The sequence below is a fragment of the Streptomyces sp. NPDC045968 genome (assembly GCF_056430475.1).
On the sequence record NZ_JBWKLF010000006.1, the window covers coordinates 222,159 to 234,905 of the forward strand.

The window sequence follows — 12,747 nt, forward strand, 5'->3', positions numbered from 1 at the left end:
CCTACCGGCGGCTCCGGCGGACCACGTCGTCGTAGGTCCGCCGGAGGGTTGCGGTCACGGCCTCGATGGTGAAGTGGCCGTTGACCAGCTCCCAGGCCGCCTTGCCCGCCTGTTCGTTGACCTCGGGTTCGAGCAGTTCGAGGACGGCCCGCGCGACCTTCTCCGCGTTGGCGGCGTCCTCGCCGGGGCGGCTGTCGACGACCCGGCCCGCGCCCGCCTGCGCCACGTCGGGCCCGAGCCCGCAGGTCCGGGTGATGACGACGGGGGTGCCGACGGACATCGCTTCGAGGACGGAGACGCCCAACGGCTCCTCGATCGACGGGAGTACGTACACGTCGGCCTCCCGTCCGGCGGCGAGCACCTCCTCGTGGCCGAGCGGCCCGACATGGTCGAGCGAGTCCGTCACGCCCAGCCTGCGGGCGAGTGCGAGGGTGCCCGGCAGCGCACCGGTGTCCGGGCCCGCCAGGACGAAGCGCGCGTCGGGGTGCTTCGCGAGGACCGCCGGCATCGCGGCGACGAAGTCCTCGGGGCGCTTGCGCTCCTGGATGCGGGCGAGGAAGAGCACTGTCGGGGGCCTGCCGGGCTCCCGGGCGGGCTTGCGCTCCTGCGGCCTGACCCCGTTGACCAGCCGTACGGTACGGGTGAGCGGGACGGGGGCCGCGACGGCGTTCACATCGAGGCGTTCCACCTCCGTCAGGTGCAGGACGGCGTCGGCGCCGCGCAGCACCTTGCGGACCCCGAGCAGGTCGGTGAGCTGGGCGACCCGCTTCTCGGTCGGGTCCACCATGCCGTGGGTCTGGACGACCAGCGGAGTGCGGGTGGCCAGGGCGAGCAGGGCGGCGGGCAGCGTCACGAGGTCGCGCATCAGATGGACGTGTACGAGGTCGGCGCCCCGCATCATGCGGCGCGCCGCGAGCAGCAGCGCGCCGGAGGTGATGCCGCTGACCTCGAACATGGGGAGCACATGACGGGCCTGGAACAGGTGGACCGGAACTCCCTCGACCGTGTCCGGGAGTTCACCGTCGAAGCCGTCGCCCAGGGCCATGATCCGGGCGTCGTCGCCGTGGGCGCGCTGCACCTTGGACAGATTGAGCGCGACTCTCGTCGGGCCACCGAACGCGTGGTCCGGGGTGTGCAGCGTAACGACGTGCAGGATCTTCACCAGGGTCCCCCTCAACCTCGGCCGACTGTTCACAGAGTAGTCATGGCATCCCCTCAAGTGCGTTGATTCGTTAGAGTGTTCCCAGGTCGGTCCACGGAGCGGGGAGCGCATGACGTCCGTGCAGGTCGAGTCCGTCGCGAAGCCGATGTCGTGGGCGATGCTCTCGCGGGCGCTCGCGGTCCCGATGATTCTCGGCCTGGTCTGCTTCCTTCCGGCGGTGATCGTCGCGCAGCCGGGCACCGGTGTCCGCGACAACGCGTTCTGGATGCAGCTCGTCCTCACCTGCTACGCGGGGGCGCGGCTCGCCACGATGATCCTGTCCACCGGGCGACGGCTGCTCCAGGGCGTCTTCTGGATGTTCGTCTACATCGCCATGGGGGTGGCACCGCTCGCCCAGGCGGTCATCGGGCAGACGCCCACCCCGATGGTCGGTCCGCGGTCCGACCTGGTGTCGGCGATCGCGCTGATCCTGCTGGGCTGCGCCGCGTTCGACCTCGGGGCGCTGCTGGCCTCGCGGCGGCCGCTGCGCCGGCGCCCGGGGGTGACGGGCAGGTCGGGCCCGACAGCGCATCAGGGCCGGCTCGCGCTGCTGGTCGTGATCGCGTTCGCGGCCGGCGGGTACTACATCCTGAAGCTCGGCGGGCCCGCGATCTTCTTCAGCAGCCGTCAGGAGATCAGCGCGTCGGTGGCGGAGAGCGGTGTCGTGTCCAGCGAGTCCAATGTGGGCTCGGCGTTCCTGAAGGGCTTCGGCACCGTGCCGGCGCTCATCGCGCTGCTCTTCTACACGCGCCGTCTGGCGACCTCGCGCAGGGCCCGGCGCTCGCCTTCCACGGTCCTGGTGTGGGTGGCGCTGGCGGCGCTGAACCTGATCGTGAACAACCCGATCTCCAACGCCCGTTACTGGTTCCTGACCGTGCTGGTCTCGCTGCTGTTCACCGCGTTCCCCAGCAGTGCGGCGATCTACCGTTCGGTTCTCGCCATGGGCGTCGTGGGGGCGCTGGTGCTGTTCCCGTACGCGGACCGGTTCCGGTACGACGACGAGGGCTACAAGCAGCCCGCGCAGGCGGCGTCCGTCTTCGAGCCGCTGGCCACCAAGGACTACGACCAGACGGTGATGTTCGCCAACACCATCTCCTGGGTCGACACCCGCGGGCACACGTACGGCCGCCAACTGGCGGGCTCCGGGCTCTTTTTCGTACCGCGCGCGGTGTGGAGCGGGAAGCCGGAGGACACGGGGGTCCGGGTCGGTCAATGGATGGGTATGAGGATGACCAACCTCTCGGCGCCCCTGTGGACCGAGCTCTGGGTCGACTTCGGCGCCGCCGGGATGGCCGGCGGGCTGGCTCTGATCGGCTACGGGGCCGCCCGTACGGACCGCAGATACGCGGTCGCGGTGACCAGGGCGGGGCCGGGCCCCGGCAGTGTGCTGGCGATCGCGGCACCGCTCATCGCCGGATACACCTTCATTCTGCTGCGCGGCCCGTTGTTGCAGTCCGCGGGGAAGTTCGCCATCGCCGCGCTGTGCCTGCTGCTCGTGACCAGTTTCAGGAACCGGAACGGACAGCGCTCACGCTGACGGTCTCCTGCCCCGTCGTCTCCTCGCCGCGCAGGCGTATCACGCGGGTCCAGGTGGCGACGGCCTTGCAGACGGACCCCACGCACAGGCCCCAGGCCGCCCCGGTGATCCCGTCGAGGGCGTATCCGCCGGCCAGGAAGGCCACGGCGGCCAGTGAGAACACCACCTGGATGGACAGGGTGGTGCGGGGATCGAGCATCCGCAGGGCGAGCAGGCCGCAGGTGCCGACGGCCATCGCCGCGTACTGACTGCCCGTGGCGGGCAGCAGCGCGGCGGCCGTGGGCCAGGTGTCACCCAGCAGCTCGCGTCCCGCCGCGTCCGGCAGCAGCGCGAGCGCCGTCGCCCACAGCGCCGCGGTCGCCGCCAGGACCGCCGCCAGCCCCGCCGTGGCCCGCACCTGCCGCCGCCGCGAACCGAGGCGGCCGAGCAGCGGGGGCCCGAAGCTGGTGGCCGAGGTGTAGAGCACGTTCAGCGGCCCGAAGAGCGTGGTCGCCCCCCGGAGCGCGCCGACCACCAGGGGGGTGCCGACGGCGCCGAGGCCCAGCACCGACAGCTGGCTCGTCGCGTTGCCGACGCCGAACTCCACCACGAACCGCTGCCCGAGGTGTCCCCGCCGCACCAGGGGACGCACACGCAGGGTGGCCCCCGCCGTCCGCCGGTGCAGCAGCACGGCGGAGAGCAGCAGGGCGGGGAGCGCGGAGAGTCCCCAGACCGTGACGAGGCGGGCTGCCCCGGCCCCGTACGGCTGCGCGGCCAGGGAGCCCATCACACAGACCAGTCGCAGTACGTCGCAGGTGAGGGCGAGGTGCGGCAGGCGCAGGGTGGAGAAGGCGTAGCGCATGGCGTCCTGGCCGAGGACGGCCGGCAGGACGAGCCCGAGCATCATCAGGGCGCGTGCGGTGTCCCCCGGGACGAGCAGACAGACGGCGGCGAGCAGCGCCCCGAGCGCCGTGGCGGTGAGCAGGGTGAAGGCGACGGCCGAGCGGCAGGCGCCACGCGTGTCGTCGTTCTCGGCGCGCCGCAGCACCAGTGGCTGCCCGGTGTAGGCGCCGGACGCGCCCAGCAGGATGGTGAAGACGAGGTAGACGGCGGAGAAGCGCGCGAAGTCGGCGACGGTGGAGAGCCGGGCGGCCGCCACCAGCACCAGGATGTTGGTGAGGGCCGTGACGCCCTGGTCCGCGACCGAGCAGACGATCGCGGTGCGTGCCTTCACCGGCGCCCCGCGGGGAGGTTGAAGGCGCGCAGCCCGAGTGTTTCGGTGGGGTCGCCGGTGATCTCCGGTTCGTCGGGGCCGTCCGGACGGGCGGACGGGCCGCTGCGCCGCCTCGGGGACTTCTTGCGGTCCTTGGAGCCGATGCGCTTGCGGCTCGGGTGGAGGAGGACGCCGAGCACCGAGCCGCCGGACGCGCTGATGATCTCGCGGATCCGCTCCAGGTCGCTGCGGTGCACCTCGCGCGGGTCGCAGACGATCATGACGCCCTCCACCCGGTCGACGAGGGCGACGGCGTCGGCGTAGGACAGGACGGGCGGGGCCAGCACGATGACGAGGGTGCCGGGGCGGTCGCCCTCGGCGACGATACGGCCGACGGGGGCGGAGGTCAGCGCGCGCGGCACGTTGTCGACGCGCCTGCCCGCGACGAGGGTGAAGGCGCCGGAGCCCGGCACGTCCACGTTGGAGCGGCTGCCCGAGGGCCAGGTGCCGTCGTCGTCGGCGGCCCAGCGGGGCGGCCGTGCCTCGTGCGCGGCGGAACCCAGCTCGCGGGCGAGCGACGGCGTACGCAGGTCGGCCTCGACGAGGAGGACGTCGCGGCCCATCTCGGCGAAGGCGGCGGCCAGGTTCGCGGCGGCGCCAGCGGCTGACGCGTTGTCCCCGCGCGGCGCCGTGACCAGCAGGCGGCGGCTCTCCGCGAACGAGGGGTCGTAGGCGAGGCGGAAGGCCACGGCCCGGTACTCCTCGGCGAGTCTGCTGCCGCCGCGCCCGATGGCGAGCAGGCTGTCCGTGGCGCCGCGCTCACGGGGCAGGGTGCCGAGCAGCGGGGCGCCGAGGGAGCGGACGAGTTCGCGGGTGGAGCGTACGGCGGGGTCGAAGACGAGACGTACCCAGGACAGGAGCAGTCCCAGGGCGAGGCCCACCACACCGCCGAGGCCGAGCAGCATGGGCAGGCCCGCGCCGGTGGGCTGTTCCGGCGCGACGGGCTTCTGGTTGAGGTAGCCGGGGGTCGCGTCCAGGGCGCGGAGCTCGCTTATCTTCCGGCTGAGTTCGGAGATGGAGACGATGAGGTTGGCGCGGGCGCTGCTGACGTCGTCGGCCTCGCTCGCGCCGACCTGGTCCTCCAGCAGGTCGCGCTTCTCCTCCAGCGGCTTCAGCTGGGCACGGTAGCCCTCCGCCATGTTCTCGATGCTGTCCTCGGTGCGTTGTCTGCGGTGTTCGAGGTAGGCGTCGGCGAGGGCTTCGGCGCGGGATCTGGCCTGCTCGGGGGTGTCGCCCGTGTAGGAGAAGCGCAGGGTCAGCGTGTTGGGCGGGTTGGTGACCTGGAGGCCGGCCAGCAGGTCCCCGGCGTCGACCGGGTCGGCGTCCTTGGCCAGGGCGCGGGCGGCCAGTTCGCCCACGGTGTCGCTGACGGCGGTCTGCCGTTCGGAGCCGATGTTGATGCCCTTGTCCGCCGACGCGCCGGTGGCGAACGGGTCGGCGGTGGCGGAGCGGACGAGCACCACGCCGGTGGCGGTGTAGGTCTCCGCGCCGCTGAGCGCGAGATAGCCGCCGCCGACGAGCCCGACGACGACGCCGACGGCGAGGAGCGCGCGGTAGCGCAGGAGCTGGCGGAACTGGTCCCGCAGCAGCGCCGGTTCGTCCTGGTCCTCCAGTGCGCGGATCGGATGCGTCATCGCTGTGGTCTCCCTTGAGCGTGCCCGAGGACCTCGGTGAGCAGGGCGTCGAAGCGGGCGAGTCCCGCCTCCCGGCCCAGGTGGTGTGCGACGTACCGCGGGCCCTGGGCGCCCAGGGTGTCCGCCGCGGTGGCGTCCTCGGTGAGCTTGCGTACCGCCGCGAGGAGCGCGGCGGGGTCCTCCGGGGCGACCAGGACTCCGGCGCCGGAGCGGCGTACCTCGTCGGCGGTGCCGCCCTCGTCGGCGACGGAGGCGACGACGGGCCGTCCGGAGACGAAGTAGGAGGTGAGTTTGGAGGGGACACTCATGTCGAGCACGGAGGCCCGCTGGGTCACGGCGAGGACGTCGGCGGCGGCGAGGATGTCGGTGAACTCCTCCGGACCGGCCGGCGGCAGGAAGTCGAGATTGGGCAGGGAGCCGGCGAGGGCGCGCAGTGTGTCGCGCTGGTTGCCGTCCCCCATCAGGACGACGCGGACGTCCGGGGCGAGCCGGGCCGTGTCGACGAGGACGTCGAGGCCCTGCTTGAGTCCCATGTTCCCGGAGTGCAGCAGCACCGGGGTGCCGTCGGGCCAGCCGAGCCTGGCGCGGGTGGCGGCCCGGTCGGCGGTGGGCGGCTCCACGTGCGTCCAGTTGGGCACGATACGTATACGGGCCGGGTCGACGCCCAGCGCGGTGACGCCGGGTACGAACGTCTCGTGGATGACACCGACGAGGGCCGCCTCGCGCAGGGCATAGCGCTCGGCCGCCGCGGCGACGGATGCCGCCCTGCCGCCGCCCCGGATGCCGCTCTGGGCCGCGGCGGCGCCCATCAGGTCCTGGACGACGGGTATGTAGGGGACCCGGTGGCGGCGGGCGACGCGGGCGCCTATGACACCGCCCGCGAGGCTCGGCATCTGGGCGATCACGGCGTCGGGGCGGCCGGGCGGCGGGGCGAGGAGTCCATGTGCCAGCACAGTGGCCTCGAAGGCGCCTCTGCGCAAGGCCGTCTGCCGGGGCGGCACATAGTGTCTGCGCCGGTGGACCACGACCCCGGCGCGCGTCTCGCGGGCCCGCCACACGCCCCGGTAGCGCTCGTCGAGACGCCAGGAAGGGTAGTGCGGCATGCCGGTGAGCACCTGGACCCGGGCTCCGGACGCGGCCCAGTGCTCGGCGAGCTGCGTGGCGTACGGCCCGATGCCCGTGAGCTCGGGGGCGTAGTTGGTCGAGACCACCAGCACTCTGCGGTCCTCGAACGTTCGGTGATCTTCGGCAGCGGACATCGGTTCGGTCGCCTTCCCCCCGGAACAGCCACTGCTCCCCCCATGGAACAGTCCCCGGGGCGAGCTTATCCGTTCACGGCTTGCACAAGTGTTCTTCACAGTAAGGTCGTTGGAGATCCACACCGATACCGATATTTCCGGGGGGAGACAGCGGATGGTGCACAGAGTCGGATATGCGCCGGGTGTGTACGACTTGTTCCATGTCGGACACCTGAACATCCTGCGGCACGCGCGCAGTCAGTGCGACTACCTGGTCGCGGGGGTCGTCTCGGACGAGATGGCCGCCCTCGCCAAGGGCCACAAGCCGGTGATACCCCTGCCCGAACGGCTGGAGATCGTCCGGAGCGTACGTTTCGTGGACGCCGCGTTCGTCGAGACCGTGCCGGACAAGGTCGAGACCTGGCAGCAGGTCCGGTTCGACGTGATCTTCAAGGGCGACGACTGGCGGGGCACGGAGAAGGGGCTCCGGCTGGAGCGCGACTTCGCCGAAGTCGGCGTGGAGGTCGTCTACTTCCCGTACACCGTGCACACCTCCAGCACCCAGTTGCGCCGGGCGCTCGACGTGCTGGTCAGTCCGCCCGGAGCGCTCTCAGCTCCCTGAACCACTTGGTGAGGAACGCCACCAGGAACAGGGCGTGCACGGCGGCGAGCGCCGCGTACCCGGCGAGGAAGACCCCGGGCGCGCCGGACAGGAGGAACACCAGGCAGAACACCCCGTAGTCCGCGGGGAGGAGCGCCACGGCACGCACCCGGGAGACCGGGCCCGTGGCCCCGCCCGCGGCGGCCGGGCGGGCCGCGGCCGCCGCCTTGCCCAGCTGCTCGCGCAGCAGCCCGGCACAGAAGGTGAGCACCGCGGTGAACAGGAAGCCGAGCGGCAGCAACAGCCAGCCGTCCGAGGGCAGTTCGGCGTAGCGGTAGAACGAGACGAGTACGGCGGTGTGGACCAGGATCATCTTCGCGCAGTCGACGACATGGTCCAGCCATTCGCCGTCAGGGCCGCCCCTGCCGGTGAGCCGGGCGAGCTGGCCGTCCGCCGAGTCGAAGGCGAAGCCGACCGCCAGTCCCGCGTAGACGGCCGCACCGAGCGCCCACGAGGGCTCGGCTAGCGCGAGCACCAGGATCGCGGCGAAGGTGAACGCCGCGCTGATCAGGGTGACCTGATTGGGAGTCAGCCCCAGTCGGTAGGCCCCGGCCGCCAGCACCCGCCCCGCGGGCCGGTTCACATAGCGCGAGTACAGCGACACACCCTTGGCGGTCTTCTGCGCGCCGCGCAATTCGCGCAGCACCGTTCCTGTGCTTTCCATACGCCCCCCAGCGTCCAGCGGTGTCCGCATCATGGCACGCGCGGGTCCCTCCCGTGGCCCGGTCCACGTGTCGGCGCCCGTGCGGCCGGCGGGGACGAGGCCCGGCCACGTCCTGGCGGCGGCTACCCACCGGTCCCGTTGCCGACCGACTGGTCCTCAGGGGCTCTTTCGGTCAACGAGCCACCGCACGGGGCGAGTTCGTAGGGCCGGTCAATGACGGAACCGGCCCGGTACATAGTTGACGCGCTGTGCGGACCGGGCTGCGCGAACAGGCTGACGGACGGGGTGCGGAACACCCGTACGTCGCCCGGCCGTTTCGGCGCGGGCGCCCGGTGCGCCGGGGGCCCGGGCGGGCACAGCGCGCAGACCGGGGTGTCCGGTCCGGCGTCGGCGGCCAGGACGCCCAGGGCCCGGTCCAGCCGGTCCACCAGCTCCCGGGCCGCGCCGAGCAGATCCGTCAGCCACTCCTCCCCAGGCGCCGCCCGGCCGGCCGCGTCCCACTCCCCGTCCGCACCGCCGGAGTCCTCGTGTCCGTGGGCGGCCGGGTGGCGCGGGCCGGCCAGGAAGCCGTTGCGGACGAGCACCCGGTGCACCGTCGTCCGCGAGGGCGGTTCCGCGACGCCGAGCCCCTCCAGGGCGGCTCTCAGGCGCTGGGCGCCCCAGTCGGGGTGCTGCTCTCGCAGGGAACAGATCAGGGCCTCCACGGCGGCGTCGAGGCGTGCCGGGCTGGCGTGCGGGCGCTGCGAGCGGTCGGCCAGCCCCGCGTCGCCCGCCGACCCGTATCTCCTGCGCCAGTTGTGGAGCGTCTGCCGCGAGACGCCGTTGCGCCGGGCGACCTCGGACACCGGGTCGCCCGACAGCACCGACAGCACCGCCCGGCGCCGCTGCTCTGGACTCGCGTGACGACTCACCGATCCGCCTCCTCCGTATGGGTTCCCGCCACCGGTTTAGACGATCACACGTTTCAACGATGTCTCCGCCCGCCGGAACACACGTGAAATTTGTCCCGGCACACCCTGTAAAGAATGTCGTGGAAATTCTTACACGCCGGTCCGTTGCGGGCAGGGAAGGGAATTGGACAAGCGGCGGTGCAGCGTTGACACCGGCCGTTCGGGTTGAGCAATATTCGAGCCGCCCGGAGCGTTCGTTCCGGACAGCTGGATGACAGCCACTCGAAGACAAGGGAGGGAAAATGGAAGACCGCAATTCATTGCGATCGGATGAAATCGAGGTCTCGCCGTCGCCGATCGCGACGCCGGACTTCGTGATCTCGGACAACGACCCCACCGACCCGGTGCTGGTCATTTCGGACAATGACCCGTCCGACCCGGTGATCTGACCTGATGGCCGTGGAACACGGCGGGTGGAAGGCTGCGCCTCAGGCGCAGCCTTCGCTCGGCCTCTCCGGTCTCCTGTCCCCCTTCGATACGGCCGACTTCAAACGAGAATTCTGGGAAAAGAAGCCTCTCGTCATCCATCGTGACGATCCTGATTACTATGCGGACCCGTTGACGTTCCGCGATGTCGACCACATTCTTTCGACGTCCAGCGTGCGTTCCTCGGAACTCAAGGTCGTGGTCAACGGGCAAGAGATTCCGCTGGTGGAAATGGCGGCCTCCGGACCCGGTGGCCCCAGCAACGGTCTCGAAGTTCTCTACGACCTCTATCGCAAGGGGTCGACCGTCGTCTTCAAGTTCCTGCACGAGCGGTGGGAGCCGCTGGGCCGGCTGTGCCGGCGGCTGTCCGGCGAGTTCAGTGCCGGATTCCAGGCCAACGCCTACCTGACCCCGGCGGGTGCACAGGGGCTGACGAGCCATTACGACACCCATGACGTCTTCGTGCTCCAGGTGTGGGGTTCCAAGCACTGGCGGCTGTACGAATCGCCGGAGGAGCTGCCGTTGCAGAACCGGCACTACCGGCGGCCCGCCGACGGGCCCGGTGCCCCGGTGCGGGAGTTCGATCTGAAGGCCGGTGACCTGATGTACATGCCGCGGGGCACCGTGCACGACGCGACCTCCAACGAGGAGGCATCCCTGCACATCACGCTCGGGGTGCTGCCGGTCCTCTGGTCGACGGTGCTCAAGGACGCGCTGGACCAGGCCATCGAGAGCGATCCGCGCTACCGGGCATCGCTGCCGCCCGGCTTCGCCCTCGATCCCGGGCTGCGCGGGGAGGCCGCCGCCACGCTGGCCGAGCTGCTGGCGTCGGTGGCCGCCGCCGTACAGCCCCGGGACCTGGTCGAACGCGCCGCGAGCCGGGCGCTCGTGGGACGGCAGCCGGTGCTCGACGGCCATCTGCTGGACCTGGAGGGGCTGCGCACCATGGGCCCCGACACCCAGGTGCGGCGCAGGGCGGAGCTGCTGTGGTCGCTGGCGCACGACGGTTCCGGGCTGAGTCTGGAGTTCCACGGCAAGGTGGTCAGGCTTCCGGCTCGGATCGAGCCGGAGCTGCGCTATCTGCTGGCCGCCGAGGGGCCGTTCAGCGCGCGCCAGGTGACCGGCGCGCTGGACGTGGAGGGGCGGCTCGTCCTGATCCGCAGGCTGGTGCAGGAGGGTCTGCTCACGCTCGTCTGAGGTCCGTACCGCGGGTGTCCGGGCCCGGCCGCCCGCGGTCGAACCTCCTCGTGCCGGCGGCCCGCCGTCAGGCCTCCTCGTACCGTCCGCCGAGGTGCCGGGCCAGGAACCGTTCGGCCGCCGCGTAGAACGCCAGTCGATTCCGGGGCCGTACAAAACCGTGCCCCTCGTCGGGAAAGAGCAGGTACTCATGCGGGACGCCGTTCCGCCGCAGCGCGGCCACCAGCTGCTCGGACTCCTCGCTGCGTACCCGCGGGTCCCGCGCCCCCTGGCCGATCAGGAGGGGTACGCGGATGCGGTCGGCGGCGTGGAGCGGCGACCGGGACCGCAGGAAGCCGGGCTCCGTCTCGGGCGATCCGACACGGCGGCGCAGCATGGCCGCCATCGGCCCCCAGGTGACGGGCACGGATTCGATGAAGGTGGTCAGCGAGGACGGGGCGGCCACCGCGACCGCGCACCGGTAGTCGTCGGGCGTGAACGCCGCCCCGACGAGCGCCGCGTACCCCCCGTACGAACCGCCGTACACCGCGACGCGCTCCGGGTCGGTGTGGCCGAGCGCGACGGTGTGCCGGACCGCGTCCTGGAGGTCGTCCTGCATGCGGCCGCCCCACTCGCGGTCGCCCGCGTTGGTGAACCGTTTGCCGTAGCCGGTGGAGCCGCGGAAGTTCACCTGGACGCAGAGGTAGCCGCGGTTGGCCAGCCACTGGGCCTCCGAGCGGTAGCCCCACAGGTCACGGGTCCACGGTCCGCCGTGGACGCACAGCACGGTGGGCAGGGGCCGGGCGGCGCCGGGCGGGAAGGTGAGGTAGCCGCGCACCCGCAGTCCGTCGCGGGCGCGGAACGAGAAGGGCTCCACGCGGGCCAGCCGGTGGCCGTCCAGGGCGGGGAGATGGCTGAACAGGAAGTCGGTGCGGCTCGTCTCGCGGTGCAGGACGCGGTAGCCCGCCGGCCTGTCGTCGGCGTTGTGCTGCACCAGCCAGTGCCGGTCCGCCAGATCCCGTCCGAGCACGGTGACATCCCCGCGTGCGGCGCCCCGCAGAGCCTCGAAGTCGGCGGCCAGGGCGGGGTCCAGCACCTCGATGTCGTTGCGTTCGCGCCGCACCAGGACGAACTGGGCCAGCCCGGTGACGGGGTGGACGCCGACCCCTTCGACGTCGTACTCCGGGTCCTGGTAGAGGACTTCGGTGTCACATGTCACAGTGTCCAGCCGCAGGAGCCTCGCGGTGTCGGAGCCGAGCGACGAGAACAGCAGCAGATCGCGACCCCCCGTGGTGAATCCGAAGGGCCGCAGCGCCGGGGCGTCCTCGGGGCCGACGCGGTGCACAGCGCGCCAGGGTGCGTCCTCCTCGGCACGGACGAGCAGCACGGCGGAACCGTCCTCCTCGGCACGGACGGCGCCGCGCACCCGCAGCCGGTCGTCGGCCACCCACCGGGTGAACCCCTCGTCCTGCGCGGCGAGTTCGAGCTTCCCGGTGGCCGGGTCGAGCCGGTAGGCGTCGTGCCGGGCGCGGTCGCGGAGGTTGAGGCCGATCAGGATCCGGTCGGGGAAGCGGGGGTCGATGGCGACCAGGCGGGCCTGCACCCCCTCGTACGGGGTCAGGTCGCGCACCGGCTCGCGGCCCGCGGGGTCGGCGACGTACAGGTGGGTGTTCTCGTCCCCGTCGCGGTCCTGCACGTACAGCAGGCCCCGGCCGTCGCCGGACCAGGCGAAGGCCCGCACACCACGCCCCGCGTCCGCCGTCACCGGCCGGAAGTCCCGCTCCCGCCAGGGTCCCGCGTGCACGTTGAGGACACCCCGATCGTCCGGGGCGAGATAGGCGAGGAACCGCCCGCAGGGCGAGAGCGAGGGGCTCATCCGGTCCGGGTTCCCGAAGAGCACGGCGCGCGGGATGAGCGGGGGCGGAGTCATGGGCGGGCCCGTCCTGTCCTGGTCGTGGATGCGTCGGCGGTGGTACGGAGTCCGGTGCGCGGCACCGGAAGGGGAGGA

Annotated in this window: 11 protein-coding genes; 4 read left to right on the plus strand and 7 right to left on the minus strand. The window is 72.0% G+C overall.

The annotated features are described in order from the left end of the window. Window position 1: 1 nt before the first annotated feature. Entirely contained in the window at window positions 2-1,162 is a 1,161-nt protein-coding gene (locus tag AC07FA_RS19290; RefSeq protein WP_479076890.1) for a glycosyltransferase, read from the minus strand. Window positions 1,163-1,271: 109 nt separating this feature from the next. On the opposite strand from AC07FA_RS19290, the gene AC07FA_RS19295 reads away from it, so the two are divergent. Continuing rightward, window positions 1,272-2,738 (plus strand): hypothetical protein, encoded by a 1,467-nt coding sequence (locus tag AC07FA_RS19295; RefSeq protein ID WP_479076891.1) that lies wholly within the window; start codon window positions 1,272-1,274, stop codon window positions 2,736-2,738. On the opposite strand, the gene AC07FA_RS19300 is transcribed toward AC07FA_RS19295, so the two are convergent. The 3 genes from AC07FA_RS19300 to AC07FA_RS19310 are packed head-to-tail and all read right to left on the minus strand — an operon-like array spanning window position 2,707 to window position 6,883. After that, entirely contained in the window at window positions 2,707-3,951 is a 1,245-nt protein-coding gene (locus tag AC07FA_RS19300) for an MATE family efflux transporter (protein ID WP_479076892.1), read from the minus strand. The two genes, AC07FA_RS19295 and AC07FA_RS19300, sit on opposite strands and share 32 nt — an antisense overlap. Further along, window positions 3,948-5,624: a P-loop NTPase family protein gene (locus tag AC07FA_RS19305; RefSeq protein WP_479076893.1), complete on the minus strand. Its 1,677-nt coding sequence runs from the start codon at window positions 5,622-5,624 to the stop codon at window positions 3,948-3,950. Before AC07FA_RS19305 ends, AC07FA_RS19300 begins: the two co-directional genes overlap by 4 nt. Beyond that, entirely contained in the window at window positions 5,621-6,883 is a 1,263-nt protein-coding gene (locus tag AC07FA_RS19310; protein ID WP_479076895.1) for a glycosyltransferase, read from the minus strand. The genes AC07FA_RS19305 and AC07FA_RS19310 overlap by 4 nt, the downstream gene beginning before the upstream one ends. 154 nt (window positions 6,884-7,037) lie before the next feature. Here AC07FA_RS19310 and AC07FA_RS19315 point away from each other — a divergent pair, with 154 nt between their 5' ends. Next, a complete protein-coding gene (locus tag AC07FA_RS19315; protein WP_185297793.1) occupies window positions 7,038-7,484 on the plus strand; it encodes an FAD synthase family protein in 447 nt (148 codons plus the stop codon). On the opposite strand, the gene AC07FA_RS19320 is transcribed toward AC07FA_RS19315, so the two are convergent. Both AC07FA_RS19320 and AC07FA_RS19325 read right to left on the minus strand, forming a co-directional pair. After that, window positions 7,453-8,187 (minus strand): CDP-alcohol phosphatidyltransferase family protein, encoded by a 735-nt coding sequence (locus AC07FA_RS19320; protein WP_479076896.1) that lies wholly within the window; start codon window positions 8,185-8,187, stop codon window positions 7,453-7,455. The genes AC07FA_RS19315 and AC07FA_RS19320 overlap by 32 nt on opposite strands. A 122-nt stretch (window positions 8,188-8,309) precedes the next feature. Then, window positions 8,310-9,098, minus strand: a complete 789-nt coding sequence (locus AC07FA_RS19325; protein WP_479076897.1) for a helix-turn-helix domain-containing protein — start codon at window positions 9,096-9,098, stop codon at window positions 8,310-8,312. A gap of 281 nt (window positions 9,099-9,379) precedes the next feature. Here AC07FA_RS19325 and AC07FA_RS19330 point away from each other — a divergent pair, with 281 nt between their 5' ends. Together AC07FA_RS19330 and AC07FA_RS19335 are read left to right on the plus strand one after the other, a co-directional pair. After that, window positions 9,380-9,526 carry a hypothetical protein gene (locus tag AC07FA_RS19330; RefSeq protein ID WP_479076898.1) on the plus strand — a complete coding sequence of 49 codons (147 nt, stop codon included), beginning with the start codon at window positions 9,380-9,382 and terminating at the stop codon, window positions 9,524-9,526. A 169-nt stretch (window positions 9,527-9,695) separates the two neighbouring features. After that, window positions 9,696-10,760, plus strand: a complete 1,065-nt coding sequence (locus AC07FA_RS19335; RefSeq protein WP_479076900.1) for a cupin domain-containing protein — start codon at window positions 9,696-9,698, stop codon at window positions 10,758-10,760. Between the two features lie 67 nt (window positions 10,761-10,827). On the opposite strand, the gene AC07FA_RS19340 is transcribed toward AC07FA_RS19335, so the two are convergent. Further along, window positions 10,828-12,669: a S9 family peptidase gene (locus tag AC07FA_RS19340; protein ID WP_479076901.1), complete on the minus strand. Its 1,842-nt coding sequence runs from the start codon at window positions 12,667-12,669 to the stop codon at window positions 10,828-10,830. Window positions 12,670-12,747: the final 78 nt, after the last annotated feature.